The sequence below is a fragment of the Halovenus marina genome, assembly GCF_051414115.1.
Taxonomy (GTDB): domain Archaea; phylum Halobacteriota; class Halobacteria; order Halobacteriales; family Haloarculaceae; genus Halovenus; species Halovenus marina.
The window spans coordinates 1,415,983-1,434,747 of the sequence record NZ_JBLKNZ010000001.1; the positions used below are offsets into that span (position 1 = coordinate 1,415,983).

At 62.3% G+C, this 18,765-nt stretch carries 14 protein-coding genes; 9 read left to right on the forward strand and 5 right to left on the reverse strand.

What is annotated here, in order from left to right; genetic code table 11:
- The first annotated feature begins 157 nt into the window (after positions 1-157).
- On the forward strand, positions 158-1,618 hold the full coding sequence (gene proS / locus ACMGFL_RS07185; RefSeq protein ID WP_436934854.1) for a proline--tRNA ligase: 1,461 nt from the start codon (positions 158-160) through the stop codon (positions 1,616-1,618).
- Positions 1,619-1,996: 378 nt separating this feature from the next.
- Positions 1,997-6,541 (forward strand): glutamate synthase large subunit, encoded by a 4,545-nt coding sequence (gene gltB / locus ACMGFL_RS07190; RefSeq protein ID WP_436934855.1) that lies wholly within the window; start codon positions 1,997-1,999, stop codon positions 6,539-6,541.
- Positions 6,542-6,589: 48 nt separating this feature from the next.
- On the opposite strand, the gene ACMGFL_RS07195 is transcribed toward gltB, so the two are convergent.
- The 4 genes from ACMGFL_RS07195 to ACMGFL_RS07210 form a co-directional block, all read right to left on the reverse strand.
- Complete coding sequence (locus tag ACMGFL_RS07195; protein ID WP_436934856.1) at positions 6,590-7,015, reverse strand: DUF3054 domain-containing protein; 426 nt, start codon at positions 7,013-7,015, stop codon at positions 6,590-6,592.
- A 108-nt stretch (positions 7,016-7,123) separates the two neighbouring features.
- Complete coding sequence (locus tag ACMGFL_RS07200; protein ID WP_436934857.1) at positions 7,124-7,525, reverse strand: PIN domain-containing protein; 402 nt, start codon at positions 7,523-7,525, stop codon at positions 7,124-7,126.
- Positions 7,522-7,761, reverse strand: coding sequence for an antitoxin VapB family protein (locus ACMGFL_RS07205; protein WP_436934858.1), 240 nt, complete (start codon positions 7,759-7,761; stop codon positions 7,522-7,524). Before ACMGFL_RS07205 ends, ACMGFL_RS07200 begins: the two co-directional genes overlap by 4 nt.
- Positions 7,762-7,828: 67 nt before the next feature.
- Positions 7,829-8,401 carry a class I SAM-dependent methyltransferase gene (locus ACMGFL_RS07210; protein ID WP_436934859.1) on the reverse strand — a complete coding sequence of 191 codons (573 nt, stop codon included), beginning with the start codon at positions 8,399-8,401 and terminating at the stop codon, positions 7,829-7,831.
- Between the two features lie 133 nt (positions 8,402-8,534).
- On the opposite strand from ACMGFL_RS07210, the gene ACMGFL_RS07215 reads away from it, so the two are divergent.
- The 7 genes from ACMGFL_RS07215 to ACMGFL_RS07245 all read left to right on the forward strand — a co-directional run bounded on the left by ACMGFL_RS07215 (position 8,535) and on the right by ACMGFL_RS07245 (position 17,399).
- Positions 8,535-11,156, forward strand: coding sequence for an efflux RND transporter permease subunit (locus tag ACMGFL_RS07215; RefSeq protein ID WP_436934860.1), 2,622 nt, complete (start codon positions 8,535-8,537; stop codon positions 11,154-11,156).
- A 24-nt stretch (positions 11,157-11,180) separates the two neighbouring features.
- Complete coding sequence (locus tag ACMGFL_RS07220; RefSeq protein ID WP_436934861.1) at positions 11,181-11,771, forward strand: thioredoxin family protein; 591 nt, start codon at positions 11,181-11,183, stop codon at positions 11,769-11,771.
- 11 nt (positions 11,772-11,782) lie between these two features.
- Positions 11,783-12,454, forward strand: coding sequence for an O-methyltransferase (locus ACMGFL_RS07225; RefSeq protein WP_436934862.1), 672 nt, complete (start codon positions 11,783-11,785; stop codon positions 12,452-12,454).
- An 89-nt stretch (positions 12,455-12,543) separates the two neighbouring features.
- On the forward strand, positions 12,544-13,146 hold the full coding sequence (locus ACMGFL_RS07230; protein ID WP_436936427.1) for a chemotaxis protein CheC: 603 nt from the start codon (positions 12,544-12,546) through the stop codon (positions 13,144-13,146).
- Between the two features lie 182 nt (positions 13,147-13,328).
- Positions 13,329-14,666, forward strand: coding sequence for a Trk system potassium transporter TrkA (gene trkA, locus ACMGFL_RS07235; RefSeq protein WP_436934863.1), 1,338 nt, complete (start codon positions 13,329-13,331; stop codon positions 14,664-14,666).
- Between the two features lies 1 nt (position 14,667).
- On the forward strand, positions 14,668-16,170 hold the full coding sequence (locus ACMGFL_RS07240) for a TrkH family potassium uptake protein (protein WP_436934864.1): 1,503 nt from the start codon (positions 14,668-14,670) through the stop codon (positions 16,168-16,170).
- 86 nt (positions 16,171-16,256) lie between these two features.
- Positions 16,257-17,399, forward strand: a complete 1,143-nt coding sequence (locus tag ACMGFL_RS07245) for a CBS domain-containing protein (RefSeq protein WP_436934865.1) — start codon at positions 16,257-16,259, stop codon at positions 17,397-17,399.
- 22 nt (positions 17,400-17,421) lie between these two features.
- Here ACMGFL_RS07245 and ACMGFL_RS07250 read toward each other — a convergent pair whose 3' ends face one another.
- Positions 17,422-18,741, reverse strand: a complete 1,320-nt coding sequence (locus tag ACMGFL_RS07250; protein ID WP_436934866.1) for a HEAT repeat domain-containing protein — start codon at positions 18,739-18,741, stop codon at positions 17,422-17,424.
- Positions 18,742-18,765: the final 24 nt, after the last annotated feature.

Below are 18,765 nucleotides of genomic sequence, written 5' to 3' on the forward strand. Positions count from 1 at the left end.
TCCTATCTCGAAAACGTGCCCGAAGATCGGCTGTGTTCCGTCTCCGACCGAGTCCACCTATATAACCATTTTCCAGGTGGTGGAGGTAGTTGCGAGTCGAAACGGTTCCAGCACACAAGCGTAGCCTGTTTATAGTTCGGTATCACAAATTCGTCCAATGAGCGAGGATAGCGAACAGGAACTCGGCATCACGAAATCGAAGGAGTACGAGACGGGCGACTGGTACGCCGAAGTCGTTCAGAAGGCGGAACTCGCGAGTTACACGTCGATGGGCGGGTTCATCGTCACCCGCCCGCGCGGGTACGCCATCTGGGAGCGCATCCAGAACGCACTCGACGGGTGGTTCAAGGACACCGGCGTCCAGAACGCCTACTTTCCGCTCTTTATCCCCGAGAGCTTTCTCGAACGCGAGAAGGACATCGTCGAGGGATTCGACCCCGAAGTCGCGTGGGTCACCCACGGCGGCTACGACGAACTGGAAGAACGCCTCGCAGTTCGGCCGACCAGCGAGTCGATCATCGCCCCGTTCATGGCCGAGTGGACGCGCTCGCACAGGGATCTACCCCTCCGATTGAACCAGTGGTGTTCGGTCGTCCGGTGGGAGGCAACGGAGACCAAGCCCTTCTTCCGGACGAAGGAGTTCCTCTGGCAGGAGGGCCACACCGCCCATCGCGACGAGGAGGGCGCGTGGGACGAGACGATGACTCGGCTAGAGCAGTACGAGCGTCTCTACGAGGACGTGCTCGCTATTCCGCCGCTGACCGGGCGCAAGCCCCCACACGACAAGTTCCCCGGCGCGCACACGACGACGACAGTCGAAGCGCTGATGCCCGACGGCAAGAGCGTTCAGGGCGCAACCTCACACTATCTGGGCACCTCCTTCGGGGAGGCCTTCGACATCACCTACATCGACGAGGACGAGGACGAACAGACCGCACACACCACCTCGTGGGGCCTCTCGTGGCGAGCGATGGGTGCGCTCATCATGACCCACAGCGACGACCAGGGTCTCGTGTTGCCGCCGACGCTCGCGCCTGAACAGGTCGTCATCGTCCCCATCTGGGACGAGGACACCCAGACGGAGGTTCTCCAGTACGCAGAGGAAATCGAGGAGACGCTCGACGAGGCTGGAATCCGTGTCCACCTCGACGACCGCGAGAACCGCAATCCCGGCTTCAAGTACAACGAGTGGGAACTCAAGGGCGTCCCGGTGCGGATCGAACTCGGGCCGAACGAACTGGAGGAGGAGGCTGCGACGCTCGTCCACCGTCCGGACGGCGAAACAGAAACCGTCGACAGGGACGGACTCGGTGACACCGTCGAGGAGCATCTCGACACCGTGTTTGCAAAACTGTACGCACGTGCCGAGGAGACCCTCGAAGGCGAGGTGCGGGAAGCCACGAGTCGCGAGGAAATCCTCGGAACCATCGGGCAACACGGCGGCTACGTCAAGTGTGGGTGGTGCGGTGACGAGGCGTGTGAGGAACCGATCAAGGACGCCATCGCCGCCGAGATCGCGCTGGTGCCACTCGACCGCGACGAGGAACCGATCCACGACGAGTGTGCCATCTGTGGCGAACCGGCCGAAGAGACGGCGTACTTCGCGAAAACGTACTGAGCGCGAAGACCGGTTCCGAGACACGCGTCGCAGTACTGCAATCGATGGCGTTGAACGAGGAGGTGCCGACCGTGACAGAGAGTTTTTGAATGGGGCAATATTTACTGTGAAACGAGCACCTCCGGTATGGGCAATATTTGCAATATCCGCCGGGAAAGACAGCAGTTTGCGCGGAAAGTGATCGAGTGTAGATCTTTTCTGGGAGAACAGATCAAGAGAAGAATCCCGGGAGAGAGAGTCTATAACGGATTATGTCGATGGATTTGTCCGGGAATATAAGTTTGTATAAGGGCATAGGAATGCATAAGAGTATCCATAACACATCCGAGGAATATCAGGAATACGCTGAAATGCCTCCAGTGCTGTAGTTGAAGTACTATGAGAGACACACACACGTCGGATGGGGAGGCTATGCTCGCCGACCCGGCGGATGTACGCTCGAACTGCGGCGTCGGGGCGATTATGGATCTCGACGGGGGGAGTTCCCGCGAAATCGTCACCGACGGCATCGACCTACTCGAATGTCTGGAACACCGGGGAACGACGGGGGCCGAGAAAGAAACCGGCGACGGTGCGGGGATATTGCTCCAGATCCCACACGAGTTTTTCGACGAGACGCTCTCTGCTGACCTGCCAGCGCCCGGCGAGTACGCCGTCGGATCGATATTTTTCCCGCAGGACGAGACTGCACGGGTGGAATTGAAGGACACAGTCGAGCAGACGTTCGCGAGCGAGGGACTCGACGTCATCACGTGGCGTGAGGTTCCGACCGACAACAGTTCGCTCGGACAGACCGCACTCGATTCGGAGCCGCACATCGAACAGGTGTTCGTCGAACCGACCGGAGACGCCTCCGAGGAGGGGTTCGAGCGGAATCTGTACGTCGGCCGACGCGTCGTCGAAAACACGGTCGAGGAGATGGACAGTCAGGGTGCAGAGCGGTTCTACATCGTCTCGCTCGACCGGAAGACGGTCGTCTACAAGGGCCTGCTCAAGGCCGACCAGCTCGCAGCGTACTTTCCCGACATCGCCGACGAGCGGATGCGCTCGACGTTCGTGCTCGTCCACGCCCGCTTCTCGACGAACACGCTCGGGGCCTGGCATCTCGCCCACCCCTACCGGAACATCATCCACAACGGCGAGTTCAACACCATTCAGGGCAACATCAACTGGATGCGGGCCCGGGAGACCGACATCGAACACCAGGACTTCGGCGACGACATCGAGAAGATCACGCCGATCATCGACGACCCCGACCAGTCAGACACCGCGAGCGTCGACAACGCGCTCGAACTGCTGATGCAGGGCGGCCGGTCGCTGCCACACGCGCTCCGGACGCTCATCCCCGAGGCGTGGCGCGGCGACGCAAACCACGTCGAGGGCGACCGGCGGGACTTCTACGATTACCACGCCTCGCTGGTCGAACCCTGGGACGGCCCAGCGCTCGTCGCCGCCACCGACGGCGAGCGCATCGGTGCAGTCCTCGACAGAAACGGGCTGCGACCCTGCCGCTACGACGTCCTGGAGGACAACACGCTCGTGATGTCCTCGGAAGTCGGCGCGCTGGGCTACGACGAGGCGGAGATCGAAACGCGCGGACGGCTCCAGCCCGGTCAGTGTTTCCTTGCAGACCCGGAGGAAGGACGAGTTATCCCCGACGAAGAAGTGTTCGAGGGACTCGTCGACGACAAGTACGGCGAGTGGGTCGATCAGGAGCAGGTCGGCATGGACGACATTCGCACGAGCAGCGACAACACGCCAACCGACGAGGTGGAGACGCTACGGGCACATCAGGCGATGTACGGCTACACCTACGACGAGGTGGACCACCTGCTCGAACCGATGGCCGAGAAGGGCAAAGACCCCATCGGGTCGATGGGCGACGACACGCCGCTGTCTGTGCTCTCGCAGTACAACCGCCCGCTGTTTACCTACTTCAAACAGCTGTTCGCACAGGTGTCGAACCCGCCGCTTGATTACATCCGCGAGGAACTGGTGACGAGTCTGGAGACGCGACTCGGCTTCCAGCGCAACCTGCTCGACGAGACGCCCGAGCACGCCCGCCAACTCGTCGTCGATTCACCTATCCTCACCGACCAGGAACTGGCCGATATCAAGGAGGTCGAGAACGGCCTCTCGACGGCAGTCGTCGACATCACCTACGACCCGGAGACGACCGACCTCGAATCGGCCGTGGAGGACGTTCGGGCCGAGGCGGCCGAGTTAGCGACCGAACACGACATCATCGTCCTCTCTGACCGCTCGGCCGGGCCGAACGCGGTACCGATCCCCTCGCTGCTCGCGGTCGGTGGGGTTCACCACCATCTGGTCAGGAACGGCCTGCGAAATCACATCGGCCTCGTCCTCGAATCGGGCGACCCGCGCGCAGTCCATCACTTCGCGACGCTCATCGGATACGGTGCTGGCGCGGTCAACCCGTACCTCGCCTACCAGACAATCACAGATCTCGTCGCTGGACCGGACGGCGCAGACCCGTCGAAGGCAATCGACGCCTACATCAACGCCGTCGAGGACGGCCTGCTGAAGACGATGGCGAAGATGGGCATCTCGACGGTCGAGAGCTACCAGGGCGCACAGATCTTCGAGGCCGTGGGTCTCTCCTCTGATTTCGTCGCGGAGTACTTCGAGGGGACGGAGAACCGCACCGAGGGGATCGGAATCGAGGAGATCGAATCAGACCTGGATACGCGCCACGACGTCGCGTGGGGTGACGACCCGCAGATGGAGCGCGTCGGCGAGTACGAAAACCGAACCGGCGGCATCCATCACCAGTGGAACCCCGACACGGTCGGCACGGTACAGCAGGCCGTGCGGATGGGCGACTACGAGAAGTACCTCGAGTTCGCCGAGATGATCAACGACCAGAACGAGAACCTGCAGACGCTGCGGGGACTGCTCGAATTCGACGGCGAGAGCCGAGAGTCCGTTCCGATCGAAGAGGTCGAACCCGTCGCGGACATCGTCACGCGCTTCGAGACGGCCGCGATGTCACTCGGGTCGCTCTCGCCGGAGATGCACGAGAACAACGCCATCGCGATGAACCGCATCGGCGCGACGGCAAACACCGGCGAAGGTGGCGAACCGCCCGAGCGATTCGACACCGAGAAGGAGTGCAAGACCAAGCAGGTCGCATCCGGTCGGTTCGGTGTCACCTCGACGTATCTCTCCTCGGCCGAGGAACTCCAGATCAAGATGGCACAGGGGTCAAAGCCCGGCGAGGGCGGCCACCTGCCCGGCAAGAAGGTCAACGAGATGATCGCACACGTCCGATACGCAGTCCCCGGCGTCGGACTCATCTCCCCGCCGCCGCTGCACGACATCTACTCCATCGAGGACCTGAAACAGTTGATCTACGACCTGAAAGCGGCCAACCCAGAAGCGGACGTCAACGTCAAACTGGTCGCGGAGGCAGGAGTCGGAATCATCGCCGCTGGCGTCGCGAAGGCGAACGCCGACGTGGTTCACATCTCCGGCGACAACGGCGGAACAGGAGCGTCCCCGAAGACGAGCATCAAAAACGCGGGCGTCCCGTGGGAACTCGGTGTCGCAGAAGCCAATCAGATGCTCCGGTCGACTGGACTGCGCGACCGGATTCGCGTCACGACCGACGGTGGACTCAAGACCGGGCGAGACGTCGCAGTCGCCGCGCTGCTCGGTGCCGAGGGATACACCTTCGGGACGGCGTCGATGGTCACCTCCGGGTGTGTGATGGCCCGGCAGTGCCACGAGAACACCTGTCCGGTCGGCGTCGCGACCCAAAACGAGAAGCTCCGCGAGCGCTTCCCCGGCCAACCCCAGCACGTCATCAACTACATGACATTCATCGCACAGGAACTGCGGGAGATCATGGCCGAACTCGGCTTCCGCACCGTCGACGAGATGGTCGGCCGCGTCGGCGTGCTCAGACAGCGCACGGACGTCACACAGGAGAAAGCGAAGAAAATCGACCTCTCCTCGATACTCGCAGACCCCGACGCTCCGGAGGGCGTCGACCGGTACAAGACCCAAGACCAGACCCACGAAATCGACGAGCAACTCGACTGGGAACTGCTCGAATCGATCGGGTCGGCAATCGAAACCGGCGAACCGGTGACGATCGACAGCGAGATATCGAACAGCCACCGAACGGTCGGTGCGACGCTGTCGAATCGCATCTCGCAGGAATACGGCGTCGCAGGACTACCGGAGGACACCGTCACGATCCGCTTCGACGGGACGGCAGGACAGAGCTTCGGTGCCTTCCTGCAGGACGGTGTCACGATGGATCTGGTTGGGAGCGCGAACGACTACGTCGGCAAGGGGCTCTCTGGCGGGAAACTCGTCGTCCGAACGCCAGAGTCCGCGAGCTACGAGGCCGAGGAGAACATCATCGCCGGGAACGTCGCACTCTACGGCGCGACGCAGGGCGAGTGTTACGTCAACGGCGCGGCTGGCGAGCGCTTTGCAGTTCGCAACTCCGGGGTCAAGGGTGTCGTCGAGTCGCTCGGGGACCACGGCTGTGAGTACATGACCGGCGGCGCAATCGCCGTCCTCGGTGAGACCGGAAAGAACTTCGCCGCAGGGATGAGCGGCGGCGTCGCGTACGTCTACGACCCGGACGGCGAGTTCGAGGAGTACGCGAACACGGGGATGGTCACGCTCTCTGGTGACCTCGAAGAGAGCGACCGCGAGATGCTTACCCGACTCGTCGAGAACCACGCCGCCTACACCGACTCAGAGCGTGCGATGGAACTGCTCGACGAGTGGGACGCGGAGATCGAGAACTTCACGCGCGTGATGCCGGACGCCTACGCCGAGGTCATCGAGAAACGGCCGGAAGACGACGTTCGCGCGAATCTGCCAAACAGCGCGACGCTCGAAGCCGGAGAGGTCGGCACGAGAGCGCAGACCGGCGCGGACTGAACACAGACCGGCGCGGACTGGAGTCGCCTTCCCCTACTGACTGGACTGCTATCGAGCGCGAATCAGATACCCAATCGAGACGGTCAGTCGCCACAGGAGCAAGAAGAGCGCGCCAAAGCCCATCGCGGCCATGACGAAATTCTGTGGCGCGTAGCCGGGAAAGTGCGATGTCGACCGGAGCGCAGAGCCGATGAGCGCGGCGGGGACCCAGGCAGGCACGATAAAGAGCGGCACGCGAATCGGTGCGGGGACGGCGCTTCGGCCGTACAGCCCTGCGGGGATGGCGACGACCAGCCAACCGAAGACGAAGGGTGCCGCCGACCGGAGGATCCGGTCGACGTTCGTGGGGTCGAAGCCGTGTTCGATGTTTCCGATGACGAAGAACACGAGGATGGCGAGCACGTCACCAACAACGAGCAGAGCGGTTCGTCCCGGTGAACCGAATCGCGTTCGCGCAAACGTTGCAACGTCCATGCCCCAGTCTTTGGCTCCGCCGTCTTGGGTCTCTCGGTCGTTCCCACGAGAGCGTAATCTGCACGTCTAGCGGTGTTCTGATCGAGGTCGATCGCACGGGGACAGCCTTTAGTTCCAGGAAACGACATCCAGTCCTTCGACACTACCAAAATCGTCCGTATCATCGGTCACGACTGGCTCGTTATAGACAAGCGCGGTCGCAGCGATTGTCGCGTCAGCAAGACCGAGATCTGGCTTGGTCTCGCTGGCAAGATAGTCTCCCTGGATAGCTCCTGCACGTCTGGCGATGTTCGCATCGATATCGATGATAGGTAAATTCCCGACGAGTTCCTCGTAGGCTCGCACATTCTCGTGGGCGAGTTGTCCCGCGCCAGCTGAGACGTAGAGTTCGGAGAGGACGGTTGCTGGCAGTCGCTGGGGAAGATTCGCTGCATCATGCTCCCGAGAGAGTTCGATCGCGTTCGAGTCTTGCTGGTTGAGAGCGATGACGTAACTCGTATCCAGAATCATTCGACCTGTTCGACGATCTCGTTTGCCGCCTCTTTGTCGATCTCGTCAAGCTCATCCAACAGTTTTCGGTGCGAGGCACTTTGTTCGGGGTCTGTCTCGTATTTCTGTGCCCACTGAGCGAGACTCCAGTCGGAGGTGAGTCGGTCAATTGCATCGCTGAAGGACTCCTCGTCACGCTTTTCGTCCTTAATACGGGCGTAGACATCCTCTTCGAGCCGAACCTGTTTCGTTCCCATATGTAAACGTTGTTGACAGCGCGGGAAGTAAGTGACGGCAATTCAGCACAGACGGATGCCGTTCGTCTCACGCCGGAACGCGCCCGACGACAGTGTATCCGAACCCGCGCTCGACGACGCCAGCCTCGAAGCCGACGCTGGCGAACGTCTCCCTGAGTCGGTCAGGTTGGTGAAACGTCGACTCGAAGCCGACCAGATGCTCGCTCCGGACGAGCAGGCGACCGAGGAGAGTCGTCGGGTCGAAGTCCGAGACGACGAGGACGCCACCGGGCATAATCGCTCGTTTGGCCTCCTCGATGACGCCGCGCTGGTCGGCGATGTGGTGGAGCGCGTCGACGACGAGGACGGCGTCGACCGAATCAGTCCTGACCGGAAGCCTCGACCCGTCCCCCTGAACCGTCTCGATTCCGTGGCTCCGTGCCTCGCTGAGCATCCCCCGTGCCGGGTCGACGACGACCCGCTGTGGTGTCGATAGCGCCCGGACGCCCCGCCCCGTTCCGCCGCCGACATCGAGTACTCGCTCGACAGGACGGGTCGCCCTGTCGAGGGCGCGTTGCAGAGTGGCACCGTCGGCCGCCGGGAGCAGATAGTCGTAGGCGGGCGCGAACCGTTCGAACAGCGCGATGTCCCGATTTCCCATCGGGATCAGACACGTCACCCAATCACATATGTGTGCGGGTGCAGTAGTGAGCAATAGCACAGTATTCCCGTACGGCTAGTCGTCTCGACGTGATGCGACTCGGGAGCAAGCACCCACCGATCACCAGTCACCGATGAAAGGTTCACTCACTGACCGATACGCAGAGATTGTCACGTCCCGCTCGAAGAGCGTCATCGCCCTCATGCTGGTGGTGACCGTGCTGGTCGGAGCTGGCATCGCCGTCGGCGAGACGGGAGAGACCGACCTCGGGGAGTTCGACGTCGACACCGAGCAGACCCGAGCAGGCGATTACGTCGAGGCGAACTACCCAAGTGAGGAGCGGATCGTCTCACAGGTCGTCGTCCGATCGGAGGGCGGGAACGTCCTCACGCGCGAGTCGATACGTGCGGGGCTCGAACTACAGCAGGCGGCGCGGTCAGACGGTGCGATCGGGTCGACGCTCGCACCGCCGGGATTCGCTGGCATCGAGAACATCATCGGGACGGTCGCCTACTACGAGGTCAGCGCCGCCGCGGGGGAACCGACTGACGAACGGCCGACGCTCACAGAACAGATCGAGGCGCTCGACGCGCTCGACGAGTACGAGAGTCTCACCTACGAGGGGGTACTCGAACGGGCGCTCGACCCTGACTCGAACGTGGTGGCGAACGCCGACCCATACGACTTCCTGCCAGCAGGATACGAACCCGGATCAACGACGGCCGAGGCGCGCCTGGCGCTTCTGTTCCAGGTCGACGACGGCGGTGAAGATGCGGTTCCTGAACGCGCCTACGCCGCGCAGGTCGCGCTCGACGACATGGTTGACGAGCGGTTCGCAGACGCCTTCGTGTTCGGACAGGGAGTCAACGAGGATGCCTCCAGCCGAGCGACTGGCGATAGCTTCGCCATCATCACCCCGGTTGCGCTCGCGTTCGTGCTGTTCGTCCTCGGCGTCGCCTATCGGGACGTCCTCGACATTCTGCTCGCCTTCGTCGGCATCGCCGTCGTGCTGGTGTGGCTCGGCGGGATCATGGGCTGGCTCTCGATCCCGATGAACGTCATCCTCATCGCCGTCCCGTTCCTGCTCATCGGGCTGAGCATCGACTACGCACTCCACGTCGTGATGCGCTACCGGGAAGCGCGAGCGGGTCGTCTCGACGTCGCCCCCGACAAGGGGGACGATCCGGAGGGAGGTGACGGGGCGAGCGCTGCGACGTCGGACCGACCACCAGATCCGGACCGCGCGATCAGGCGGGCGATGGCACTCGGACTCGGCAGCGTCGTGCTCGCGCTCGGCGCGGCAACGTTCTCGACGGGCGTGGGCTTTTTCTCGAACACCGTGAGTCCGCTCCCGGCGATTCGCGATTTCGCTCTGCTCAGTTCGGGCGGCATCCTCGCGACCTTTCTGGTCTTTGCCGTACTGCTTCCCGCGCTCAAGGTCGAACTCGACAGCGTCATCGAACGTCGTCTCGGGCGGAGTCGGGCGAAGCCAGCCTTCGGTGTGGGTCGTGGGGTCGTGAACAGTCTGCTCTCGGGTGTCGCTCGCCTCGCCTCACGGTCGCCGCTTGCCGTCATTGTGGTCGCGCTCCTGCTGACCGCCGGTGGCGCATACGGGGCGACGACCATCGACACCGAGTTCAATCAGGCCGATTTCCTCCCGCAGGACGCACCCGAGTGGACGGAATATCTGCCGGGGCCGCTCGAACCCGGAACGTACACCATCGCCGATGATTTTGCATATCTGAGCGACAACTTCGGCACGCAGGGGCCGGACAGGCGAGCGCAGATACTGATACGAGAGTCCGTCACTGACGGGCAGGTGCTCGCAGCCATCGACAGCGTGAGTCAGAGTCCGGCGGGCCGTTCGGTCGTCGTCCGGGCGGACGGGAGAGCGGCCATCGAGGGACCACACACGGTGCTTCGGTCGGTCGCTGCTGACAACGAGACACTCGCGGCAGCGATCGACGAGCGTGACACGTCCGGGAATGGACTGCCAGACGAGAACGTGACGGCGGTCTACGACCTCCTGTTCGAGGTCGACGAATCGGCCGCTGAGAACGTTCTGAGCCGCGAGGACGGACGGATCACGTCAGCCCGACTGCTCGTGAGCGTGCGGGGCGGCGAGTCGGCCCAGCAGATCGCAGCAGACACTGAAGCGCTCGCAGACGCTATTGAGTCCGATGCGCCGATGGTCTCTGCCGTCGCGACTGGCGGGCCAGTCACCGAGGCCGTGTTCCAGGACGCCCTGCTGGAAAATCTAGTGCAGGCGTTCACCATCACCCTCGTCGTCATCCTCGTCTTTTTAGTGCTGCTGTTCTGGCGACAATACGGGTCGCCGTCGCTGGGGCCGGTCGTACTCGCCCCAGTGGTGGCCGCACTGGCGTGGTTGCTCGGGGCGATGGCGCTGTTGGGAATCTCGTTCAACAGCGAAACAGCAGTGATCACGAGTCTGGCGATCGGACTCGGGGTGGACTACAGCATCCACGCTGGCGAGCGCTTCATGGTCGAGCGCGAGCGGACGGATTCGCTCGACGACGCGCTTGAGGCGTCGATCACTGGCACCGGCGGCGCGCTGCTCGCGAGCGCGGGGACGACCGCCGCTGGCTTTGGCGTACTCGCACTCTCGCTGTCGCCACCGCTCCAGCGGTTCGGTCTCGTAACCGGGTCGGCAATCGTACTCGCGCTGATTGCCTCGGTCACGGTGCTACCCTGTCTGCTCGTCGTGCGCGAGCGGATCGGGCAGCGATACGAGTAAGGGCGCGGCAGCCAAAGGTCGGGTATGGTCGCGAAAGAATCGCAGGACGTACTGGTACGTGGTGACAGCGCCCCGGGATTCGAGTTGCCCGGAACAGACGGCGAGACGTACACGCTCGCAGATTTCGAGGGCTACGAGGGGTTGCTCGTCGTCTTCACCTGCAACCACTGCCCGTACGCGAAGGCGAAGTTCGCAGAGATGAACCGTCTCGCCACGGAGTACGACGAGGTCGCAGTCGTCGGGATCAACCCGAACGACGCTGAGGAGTACCCCGAGGACGACTTCGAGACGATGGTCGAACGCGTCCAGGACGGGACCATCCAGTGGGACGCCTACCTGCGCGACGAGTCACAGCAGGTCGCGGCCGCCTACGGCGCGATGTGCACACCGGACCCCTTGCTGTTCGAGCGGGTCGACGGCGACTTCGAACTCGCCTATCACGGCCGTCTCGACGACGCCCCGAACCCCGACGACGAGGCCGAGGTGCGAGAGATGAAAGCCCACATCGAAACGATGCTTGCCGGGGAATCGATCGACCAGGAGGAGAACCCCTCCCGAGGCTGTTCGATCAAGTGGACGGCCGGAAACGAACCCGACTACTGGAACGATGACTGAACAGGGAAACGATGACTGAGCAAACCTGTCCCGCGGAAGTGACGCAACTGGCAGAGCTGATCGGGCCAGAACCCGACGAGGTCATCCAGGCGATGGACGAGCGCGCCAGCGCGGAGGGGTTCCCGATTGTGGGGCAGACGGTGGGAGTATGGCTCTCGACGCTCGCTCGACTGACCGACGCGCGGCGCGTGTTTGAGTTCGGGTCGGGCTTTGGCTACTCCGCGTACTGGTTCGCGCGGGCGCTCGGCTCCGATGGGGAGGTCGTCCTGACCGAGATTGACGCGGACGAACTCGACCTCGCACGGGAGTACTTCGAGCAGGGCGGTCTCGCTGATCGGGCGCGCTTCGAGTACGGCGACGCAATCGACATCGTGACCGAGTACGACGGCCCGTTCGATATTGTCCTCATCGACAACGAGAAGGAGCGATACAGAGAGGCATTCGAGGCCGTCCGCGGGAAACTCGAACCCGGCAGTGTCGTGCTGGCAGACAACGCGATCACGTCGTCCTCGGTCGACCGGGACACGGTGGTTGCGCTGCTGGACGGCGAAGAGGTTCCCGACGCCAGCGAAAGCAGCCGTGGGATTGCGGACTACCTCGACTACGTCCGTGACCAGCCGGACATCGAGACGGCGCTGTTGCCTCAGGGCGAAGGGGTCGCGGTGAGCGTCGTCACCGAGTGAGGACTCGTAACTCCGCTCCTGTTCTCGCTTGCGAAAATTCGGGGGGTTCGCTTATGTGGGTCGGGCCGAAACCACCGCCAACCGCACTCATGAGCTTGATGATCGATATCCGGAAGCTCGGGTTGTTCAACAAGATGGCAAAGCAGGGCGGGAATACGGTTGCTGACCACCTGAGTCAGATGACAGGGATGGAAACGGAGATGGAGATAACCAAGATCAACTTCATCGACATCCCGGACATCAAGGCACACGTCGGTGACAAAAAACAGATCGGGATCAGCATCGAGATGCTCGAACCACCCCACGGATACGTGCTTTTTCTGTTCAACGCCGAGGACGGGAAGAAGCTCGCGCAAGGGATGATGGGCGGGATGGACGATCCCGGAAGTGCCACCGACGGCTTCACGGACATGGAGCGCTCCGCAATCGAGGAAATCGGCAACATCATGACTTCGGGCTTTATCGACGGGTGGGCGAACGTCCTCCACACGACCATCGACATGTCGACGCCGACCTTTACCTACGGTCCCGGAAGCGGGATGGTCGACGAACTCGTCGGCGACCGGAACGAGGAGATGGCGCTGATGTTCGACTCGCGGGTGCAGGCGCTCGAATCCGACATCGACGTGAAGGTGTACACCTTCCCCGAACTCGACGAACTCGTCGAGTTGATGCAACAGATCGAAGTTTGAACCGAAACAGGGTGTCTCGCCCTGGTCAGGTCGTCCGGGTTCCCCGAGACGGTCTCGCCCGTTCAGTCTGCCAGGATTTGTCTATTTAGCCAGGAGAACCTGGTTGTTCGACTGGTGTGTATCTGAACACCGCCGATGACGGTGTAGAAACAGATTTGAGGCCGCGTGGACACAACGCGTGTATGGACGTAGTTATCGTTGGCGCTGGCGAAGTCGGGACGACGATAGCCGAGAACTTCGCATCGGAGCACAACGTCGTCGTCATCGATGTCGACGAGACTCGCGTCGAGGAGCTCAAATACCAAGCCGACGTGATGACACTCGCCGGTGACGGAACCTCTCACACCGTTCTTGACTCGGTCGATGCTGGCGATGCTGACCTCTTTCTGGCCTGCACCGACGACGACCAGACGAACATCATCTCGTGTGGGACTGCGAAGACGCTCGGTGACCCGTTTACGATCGCCCGAACGCGGAGTGACAAGTACTTCAACACGTGGGAGCAAAAGCGCGGCGCGTTCGGCGTCGATTTTCTCGTCTGTACGGAACTGCTGACGGCCGAGAACATCGTTCGCGTGATCGGTCTTCCCTCGGCGGTCGATGTCGATCCCTTCGCTGGCGGCCTCGTCCAGATGGCGGAGTTCGAAATCGACGAAAACAGTCCAATCGCCGGAAAGACCGTCGCGGAAGCAGACCACTTCGAGTCACTCACCTTCGCCGGGTTGTTTCGCGACGGCGAGATGATCATCGCGAAGGGGTCGACGCGGATACAGCCGGGAGACCGGACTGTCGTCATCGGAAGCCCGGAGAGCGTGCAGGGGTTCGCGATGGACTCCGAACCCGGAACGACGCCGGACACCACCGACGAAATCGTGATCATCGGCGGCTCCGAAATCGGCTATCACGTCGCGAAACTCCTCGAAGACCGGGGTCTCCGGTCCGTTCTCATCGAGAAGGACAGCGACCGAGCGCGAACGCTCGCAGAGGAGTTGCCCGACACGCTCGTGATGGAACACGACGCCACAGACACCGACTTTCTCGCACGCGAGCACGTCGACGAGGCAGATTATCTCGTCTCCGCGCTTCGCTCCGACGAGCAGAATCTCCTGACGTCGATGCTCGCGAAGCGACTCGGCTGTCGCCGCGTCGTCTCGGTCGTCGAAAATGCCGAGTACGTCGAACTGTTCGAGGAGATTGGCGTCGACGTCGCGATCAACCCCCGTCAGGTGACCGCAGAGGAGATTATCCGGTTTAGCTTCGAGAGCGTCGCGGAAAACCTCGCAGTCCTCGAAAACGACCGGGCGGAAGTCGTCGAACTGGAGTTGACCGCCGACAGCGAACTCGTCGGGCGGTCGATTCAGGAACTGGCGACCGAACTCGACGGCTCCTTTGTCATCGGCGCAATCTCGCGGGACTTCTCGCTCGTTATCCCGCGCGGCGAAACGACACTGGAACCGGGAGACCACGTCGTTATTTTCGCTGAATCGTCCTTCGTCAGCGACCTCACAGCGATGCAATAACATGCTTCGACTCCGGGTCAGGTGGCGAGCGAGCGTCGATCTGACGGGACGGATACTGCTGTATCTCGCAGTTCCGCTCTCCTTTCCGCTTCTGATCGCGGCATACGCCGGGGAATCGCTGCTTCCGTTTCTGGTGACGATCGCGGTGACGCTCTCGGTCGGCAGTGGGATGCGGTATATCACCGACCCGGACCTGGACATCGGGCCGCGTGAGGGATTTCTCGCAGTTGCGCTCATCTGGCTGCTCGTGGCTGTTATCGGCGCGATTCCGTTTCTCGTCGCCGGGACCGGAACCATCGGATCGCCAGTCAACGCCCTGTTCGAGTCGATGAGCGGGCTGACGACGACCGGCGCGACGGTGTTGCGCGACTTCGAGATCCACGCACAATCGATTCTGATGTGGCGGCAACTGCTGCAGTGGCTGGGTGGACTCGGGATTCTCATTCTCGCGACGGCAGTCCTCTCCTCGCTGGGCGTCGCCGGTGCGCAACTCATGGAGACCGAAACGCAGACGGAGAACGTCAACCGGCTCACACCGAAGATATCCCACACCGCGCGGCTCATCTGGGGGCTGTATCTCGGGCTCACGGGGCTTGCGATTGCAGTGTACTGGGGACTTGGGCTATCTGGGCTGGCCCCGAACATGGACCTCTACAACGCCGTCGCCCACGCCTTTACCTCGGTTTCGACTGCCGGATTCTCGTCGGAACCGCTGAGTCTCGGCGCGTTCGACCCCGTCGTGCAGTGGGCTGCCATCCCCTTCATGATCGTCGGGTCGACAAGCTTCACCTTACTGTACTACGCCATCCACGGCGAGCCGGGTCGCCTGCTGCGCAACGAGGAGTTTCACTTCTATCTGGGGGCCATCGCAGCCTTCACGCTCGTCGTCGGGACCGCACTCGTGTACGACCCGAACACGACGTTCGGGGGCACGGGGACGGTCCGTCACGCGCTGTTCAACGTGGTCTCGATCATCACGACCACCGGATACGCAAGCGCCGATTTCGCGACCTGGTCCCCGGCCGCAAAGCACATGCTCTGGCTGGGGATGTTCATCGGCGGGATGGTCGGTTCGACGACGTGTTCAGTCAAGTCGCTTCGCTGGCTGGTCACGCTCAAGTCGCTTCGCCGCGATCTGTTCACGAGTATCCACCCGAATGCGATTCGACCAGTTCGCGTCTCGGGAAAGCCCATCGACGAGCAGACGGTCAAGGACATCTACAGTTTCGTCCTCTTGAGCGTCCTCATCGTCGTGTTACTGACCGTCTTCATCGTCATCAACGCAGAGCGGGGCGGCGATTCAGTTCCGGAGTTCGATGCGCTGGGTGCCGCCTCATCGACCTTTCTCAACATCGGTCCGGCCTTTGGTGATGCTGGCCCCTACGGCACCTACGAGGGCTTTCAGCCGAGCACGAAGGCAGTCATGTTCGTGTTGATGTGGATCGGCCGCATCGAGATTATCCCCGTACTGGTGCTGTTCACGAAATCCTTCTGGACATCGTAATCTGTGGATTTCGGTTCATCCAGCCGCGCGGGAGCAGAACCAACTTTGATTATGCCAGGCGTCGAACCCCCAGATTGGGAACGACGATGGATATTGCCGACATTGCCACCAGCGACTACAACGAGATAGACGCCGACGAGCGCCTCGGAAAGGTAAAATCACTCTTCGAGCGCTCGAACCCGAAGGGGATACTCGTCACCGACGACGGCGAGTACGAAGGCGTAATCACACAGAAACAGCTGGTGCAATCTCACGTCGAGGAGAGTGCGAAGGTGCGAGGACTGATCCGTTCGGCCCCGAAGGTCGAACGGACTGACGACGTTCGCGAAGTCGCCAGAGTGCTCGTCGAGAGCGGCTCGAAGATTGCACCGGTCGTCGAGAACGACGAACTGTGGGGGATCATCACGGAAGACCACATTCTCGAAGCTGTGCTGGACAACCTCGATGCGCTCGACGTCGAGGAAATCTATACCGACGACGTCGTCACGATGAACGACAAGGAGACGGTCGGAAAGGCTATCGGACTGCTCCGCGAACACGGCATCTCCCGGTTGCCAGTTCTCGACGACGACGGACACCTGACGGGCGTCGTGACGACACACGACATCGCGGACATCGCGGTCAGAAACGTCGAGCGACAGCAGAAAGGCGACCGCTCGGGCGATATCGACCGGATTCTCGACATTCCTGTCTACGATATCATGAACAGCCCAGTCTCGACGACGAGCGTCGACGAGTCTGTCCGGTCGGCGGTCAAGCGAATGCTCGACAACGACTTCGAGGGACTCGTTGTCACGCCGAGTGACGACGACCGGTACGTGACCGGGATCATCACGAAAACCGACGTGCTTCGGGCGCTGACCTACACCGAGCGCGAACACATGGACGTACAGATCACGAACGTCAAACTGCTGGATACGATCGGCCGCGAGGACATCCGCGAACGCATCGAGGAGGTGGCCGACAAGTACCAGAAGATGCAGGTCATGCACGCGCACGTCCGATTCCACAAGCACAAGGAGACGCTCCGTGGAACGCCGCTCATCCAGTGTCAGATCCGACTGCGAACCAACCGCGGACAGGTCGCAGGCAGCGGCGAGGGATACGGCGCGCGCACGGCCTTCGGTGTCGCGCTCGACAAACTCGAACGGCGCGTCCTCGAGATGAAAGGCGTTCAGGCTGACGAGGAGTACCGGGGACAGTTGCTCCAGAAACTGGGCGATCTGTAAGCGACCTCTAGCGTTTCGCTGTTTAACTGCGAGCGGCGTTTTCGGCCTCGACTTGCACCAGATACGATCGGTCGTCGTCGTAGTCGGCGGCGGCCGCGAGCGCCCGCTCCGTTCCGATCTGGTTGAGCGCCCACGCGGCACTCGCGCGGACGGCGTCTGCGTCGTCAGTCTCCAGCACCTCCGCGAGCGGGTCGATAGCACGGGTGTCACCGATGAGACCGAGCGCCCGTGCGGCCGTCGAGCGAATGTCGGGGTTATCGGCGGCAAGACGCTGTGCGACGGGTTCAGTCGAGTCCTCGCTTCCGATCGTTCCGAGTGCCCGCAGCGAGACGAGTTCGAGTTTCACGTCGCCACCGCCCAGAAAGTCGTGCAGGGTCTCGCAGGCCCGCTCGTCGCCGATGCGTCCGAGGATCCGGACTGGCTGTTTGTTGCGCCGCTGTGCGAGCGCGTGGACCTGCTCGAATGCTTCCTCGGGCGCGAGATGTTCGAGCGCATCGAGGATGTTCTCCTCCATGAAGTCAGAGCCGAGCGACTCCATCGCAGTCAGGATTGGCTCGACCTCGCCTTCCTTCTCGTAGATTTTGATCGCGTTCCACTCCGGCGGGAAATCCCGCCGTGTCTCCGGTGTCAGCACGTCGTAAAAGCCCTGTCTGCGGAGTTGCTCGCGAACTTCCAGATCGCTCCAGACCTGTGCGTCCTCCAGGTCTCCAGTGAGGTCGTTCGCGGCGTCGAGTAGCGTCGCGATGGCATCGGCGTCGTCGTCGGGATCGAGTTCGGTGTCACCGATCGATTCGGTCAGTTCTGCGAGGGCGTCGTTGACGTCCTCTGGGTCGCTTGCTTCGAGCGTCGCCTCCCAGTCGAGCGTCTCGCTTGTCGTCCCGAAGAAGCGCTCGACGGCCTCGCTCACCTCGCCTTCGCCTTTCTCTGTCCACTTGCTGGAGGTGATCGTCGTCTGTGCGTCTTCGAGCACGTCGACGATGTCGGACACGTAGGGGCCGCGCTGGTCTTCGAGGTCGTCACGCAGGTCCGAGAGTCGGTCGTCGAGGTCGTCACGTGGGTCCTCGGGGTCGTCGTCTTCGTCTTCCGGTTCGGGCACGAAAAACTCGGCGTCCGCGAGGTCGTCCTCGATTTCGTCGAGCGTCGCTTCGACGTCGTCCAGATCGGGTTCGGTTTCGGCCGCTTCGAGCGCGCTCTCTGCCTCGTCGAGGCGCGTCTCGAAGGCCGCCGGGTCGTCGAACTCCTCGGGGTCTGGCTGAGTCTCTGTGTCTTCCTCCGCGGGTTCTGTCTCCGCTTCGGACTCCGGTTCCGCCGCGGATTCGGCGTCCTCGTCCCCGTTGCTCATACAGCCATATGTGACAGGTCGGGC